The organism is Desulfonatronospira sp. (genome assembly GCA_003563255.1).
Lineage (GTDB): Bacteria > Desulfobacterota > Desulfovibrionia > Desulfovibrionales > Desulfonatronovibrionaceae > Desulfonatronospira.
Genome location: PWSL01000512.1, coordinates 1 through 3976 on the forward strand (window position 1 = coordinate 1; position 3976 = coordinate 3976).

Genomic DNA, 3976 nt, shown 5'->3' on the forward strand with positions numbered 1-3976 from the left:
CAGGATCAATTCTTGGCGCTCCAGAAGATCGCCAAGAAAGGTCCAATCGCCTCTTGGCGATGGATAGAAGTGGGCCTTAACCCACTGCACAGTAGTTGGATTCTCTGCCCGCAGGCATCAGGCATGCGGGCAGGAAAATAATCCTGTTAATCCTGTCTAAACATCATCTGCCTTTCAACATTCAGAAGTAAAGAAATGCACATTATTCATCGGGGAGCTCAAAATAGCCTTCCGCCGCAGACTGATTTCGTCCCGGTTAAATCCTGCTTTGCAGTAACATCAAACAGCTCTAGCCTTAATGTTTTCGACTACAGGCACGAACATTTGCTTTTCCCTGTATTCTTTTCGGGTAACTTTACTAAAAATTTCCTGGCTCACATTCGGAGCAAGAACTCTTTCTCCGCATGATAAGCATTCTTCATATGGAACATTCTCCACAAGAAAGAGTTTGCCATTAATTTTCAGCTCAATTACATCCTGTCTTTGAATCATCTTATCCTTGCATACAGAGCACTTCATCCTGTTTTCCTATTTTTAAAGTTTTGATCCCATTTTGGATGATTGATTGTCCGTAGCCTTTCAAGGGGTGCCGGAACCATGCTAAGTTGCCTGTCTGGCAGGGGGGAAAAGCTTTTCTGGTGCACTTTATTCTTTAAAGCCGTGTGTGCGGAGCACTTGTGTGAAGCATGGAGGCTTCCCTTGCCGGAGAAGATTTTTTTGGCACGGGCAGCCGTGGGCTGCACACGGGCGGCTTTGCCGCTCACGGTTGAAGAGTGGTGCCTGGCCTGCAGGGTGTCTTGCCTGACTGTTTGCCTGGGCTCTTTATGCATAATAGCCGTGTGTGCGGAGCACCTGTGTGAAGCATGGAGGCTTCCTTTGCCGGAGAAGATTTTTTTGGCACGGGCAACTTCGTTGCACACTGGCGGCTTTGCCGCTCACGGTTTGGGGAGTAACGCCTGCCATGCAAAGCACCTGTGTGAAGCCTGGAGGCTTCCTGTGCCGGAGAAGATTTTTTTGGCACGGGCAACTTCGTTGCACACTGGCGGCTTTGCCGCTCACGGTTGAAGAGTGGTGCCTGGCCTGCAGGGTGTCTTGCCTGACTGTTTGCCTGGGCTCTTTATGCATAATAGCCGTGTGTGCGGAGCACTTGTGTGAAGCCTGAGGGCTTCCTGTGCCGGAGAAGATTTTTTTGGCACGGGCAACTTCGTTGCACACTGGCGGCTTTGCCGCTCACGGTTGGGGAGTAAGCCTGAAGTCTACTCTCGGTGGCGATTACTGGTATCCCCTGAATGATTACGTCAGTGGTCAGTAGTCAGTGGTTGTGATTCAAAAATTTCTTTTTTTTCGTGACCCAGTTAAACCCAGCAAAGCTGGAACGCTTTCAGCGTTGTTTAATCACGCTATAAGCGTGACAGGCAGGTTGTCAGAAAAAGTTACCAACATGTTTGTTTGAAATTTGGGTTGAGCGCCTAAAGTGCGCCAATCTTCCCCCTTCCGCGCTTCCCTGCTTTCCCGCTTACCTCTTACCCCTTGCACCCAGCGCTCAGCCCCCGTTTCACGAAATCCTCAGCTGATAAGCCTTCTCTCTTGCCCTCGTTTTTCTTTGTTCAACTTCTTTGAGTTCCGGAAGCATATTCTCCTTGAAATGCGTTTCATAGGATTTCATTTCCTGTGAATCTTTATCAATTAACCTGGAGACCATTTCAAAGTTGAACTGAATTTTCATAATATTGCTCATTGATGCCTCCTTAAATTGTTTTCAAACATTTCGAAGGGTTGAATTGGGTTCTGTAAATTAAGACGATAAAGTTCATTTCGCTGGGTCCGTTCATTGATGACGATTTCCTGAAAATCATGAATCAATAGAAATGGATACATTTCATAGGGGTTGGCCGTAGCATCCAGAATCCAGCGGTAAAGGACCTGTCTGCTGTCATACAATTCCGGGGTAGTCATTTCAGCGATCCAGACAAACTTGGGCAAGGGAAGTTCCAGCTGAGTCCGCTTCATCAATGGATCAATTAAAACTGCCTTCCTCTGTTTCTGCTTGAAAGACCTGGCCGAAGTCATAAAAACCCGGAGGACAAGCTTGTCATGGGTTTGCATACTTACAAGGTTGCTGTTGATCAGGCCGGGCAGTAACCGCATGACATTTTCAGCGTTGAGATACATTTTTTCGTATAAGGGAACGACAAACCCGTCAATATCGGTCAGCAGGTATTCCCCGGCGGAACATGGCTTCTTTTCGAAAAAGATTTTGGAGAAGGGCAACTTGTTGTCGTCATTAGCAATAAGAGAGTTGTTGCAGCACAGGGAGTTGACAATCTTATTCTGACTTCTTCTACAGACGTCCACAGCGGAATATAAATCCCCGTGCCCGACAATTGCCAATGCGTGTTGTTTGCCGTGCATGGCGGCAACCAGAGGGATGCCGGATTCGACGTAAGCATAAAGAAGCTCGTAAAAAAAGGCATGATCAGAATAGAGGTCGCGGACAAATATCTCTGGATAGAAACCTATAGAGGATAATATTTCGGAAACCTGACCCAGGGTAAGTCCTTTGGATGGGATTATTCTGCCGCCTGAAATATCCGTGAGCGATGTTGCGATGTCATATGATAACCGCTCCGGATACAGGGTGTATTTTTCGCTGTAATATCTGGCAATCATCCAGCAAACAGCATGAGCGCAAATGGTGACGTCGGTATCCTGCATGATGTGCGGAAATGTTTTCACCTTCAGGGGAATGCCGTCTAAACTGTTCATATATTCAGCTTCACAGACAAACCCGGAAAAATCCTTAAGCGCTTCAGGGGCAAGGAGGGTCCTGCCAAGGGTAGCCACTTCCGTAGGTCGGAGAACAATCGAACCAAGATAGCTCTCTTCTGCATCAGAGAAGGCTTCCTCATTATTCATGATTTGGCTGAAAAAATGCAGTCTTATGCAAAATTTACCGTATTTTTTGTGTCTTTTGGAATAAAAACCATAGTATGTGCTCCGGTAATCCTTATCCACATATGGATATTCAATCACAATAAAGACAACTTTATCGTCCAGCTGCTCAACAAGATGCCGCTTGACCTCTTGATTGAGAAAGGGCGCAGGTATAGTATTTAATATGTCATACCTTTCATCCTTTGAATAAAAAGATGCAACTTTGACGATCATGCCTGATGTTCCTCTCCTTTTCGATAGAAAATATTGTCTCTCGCCCGCTTCGAAGACTCGCTAGAGGCACAGAGCCTGGGAGAAGAGAGAAGTCATTTTTTCATTGCCCTGAGCCGGGGCAATGAAAAAGGTTCTCCGCCCCGGGCGGGGAGCTTGTTATTTATTGCCACCGGCTCGGTGGATATGAATATTGAAACTCTTACTCCTGCCTTGCTCTGCGGCTCAAGGCCTTCTTAGGCCGGGCGTGAGATATTCTTTAAGGACTTTGCCCAGCTCAGGATCGCAGCATGTCTGTATCTGTTCCAGCAGGGTGTCGATCTCCTGTTTGGAAAACATCCCGGCGACATGTTTTTGGCGATGGGGGCGTCGTTTAGTTGATTATCCTGCTCATTGTCTAGTGGGGGTTATACTTATAAGCTCAGAAAAAGAAAAGAGTTTTTTAGACAGGATTAACAGGATTAAGGCAGTGATGAAGAGAAATACATTTTTATCCCGCCCGGAAGGCGGGATAAAAGGCTATCACTCCAGCACTCACTTGCTTCCGGCACTCATGAATGTCGGAAGAAAGTGAGTGCTGGATGGGGGCAGATGGTGGTCGGTGGTTGCGGTTCAAATTTTCTTGTTTTTTTATGACCCCGGTGAAATGGAAGAAATTTCATGGGGCAGGCAGGGTTTCAGGAGTACATCACTAACCACCTGATTTATGCCGTGGCGTGGCTTGTGGGGGTTTAGTCTGAAAAAAGTGGAAAAGTCTGAAAAAGGTGGACAAAATTTACGATATTATCTGTAAAGTTAACCATTCAGGGGA

The 3976-nt window shown here is 46.6% G+C and carries 3 protein-coding genes; all 3 read right to left on the reverse strand.

Annotated features, from left to right (window positions below; genetic code table 11):
* Positions 1 to 279 precede the first annotated feature (279 nt).
* The gene (locus tag QZP87_RS14935; protein ID WP_291323723.1) at positions 280 to 519 is read right to left on the reverse strand and encodes a YgiT-type zinc finger protein; all 240 of its coding nucleotides are present in this window, start codon (positions 517 to 519) and stop codon (positions 280 to 282) included.
* A 1036-nt stretch (positions 520 to 1555) separates the two neighbouring features.
* Positions 1556 to 1738 carry a hypothetical protein gene (locus QZP87_RS14940; protein WP_291323724.1) on the reverse strand — a complete coding sequence of 61 codons (183 nt, stop codon included), beginning with the start codon at positions 1736 to 1738 and terminating at the stop codon, positions 1556 to 1558.
* Positions 1735 to 3168, reverse strand: a complete 1434-nt coding sequence (locus tag QZP87_RS14945) for a papain-like cysteine protease family protein (protein WP_291323725.1) — start codon at positions 3166 to 3168, stop codon at positions 1735 to 1737. The genes QZP87_RS14940 and QZP87_RS14945 overlap by 4 nt, the downstream gene beginning before the upstream one ends.
* Positions 3169 to 3976: the final 808 nt, after the last annotated feature.

Excerpts from the sequence above, each read along its gene's own strand:
- QZP87_RS14935 (WP_291323723.1), bottom strand. The coding sequence starts at position 519 with ATGAAGTGCTCTGTATGCAAGGATAAGATGATTCAAAGACAGGATGTA.
- QZP87_RS14945 (WP_291323725.1), bottom strand. The coding sequence starts at position 3,168 with ATGATCGTCAAAGTTGCATCTTTTTATTCAAAGGATGAAAGGTATGAC.
- QZP87_RS14940 (WP_291323724.1), bottom strand. The coding sequence starts at position 1,738 with ATGAGCAATATTATGAAAATTCAGTTCAACTTTGAAATGGTCTCCAGG.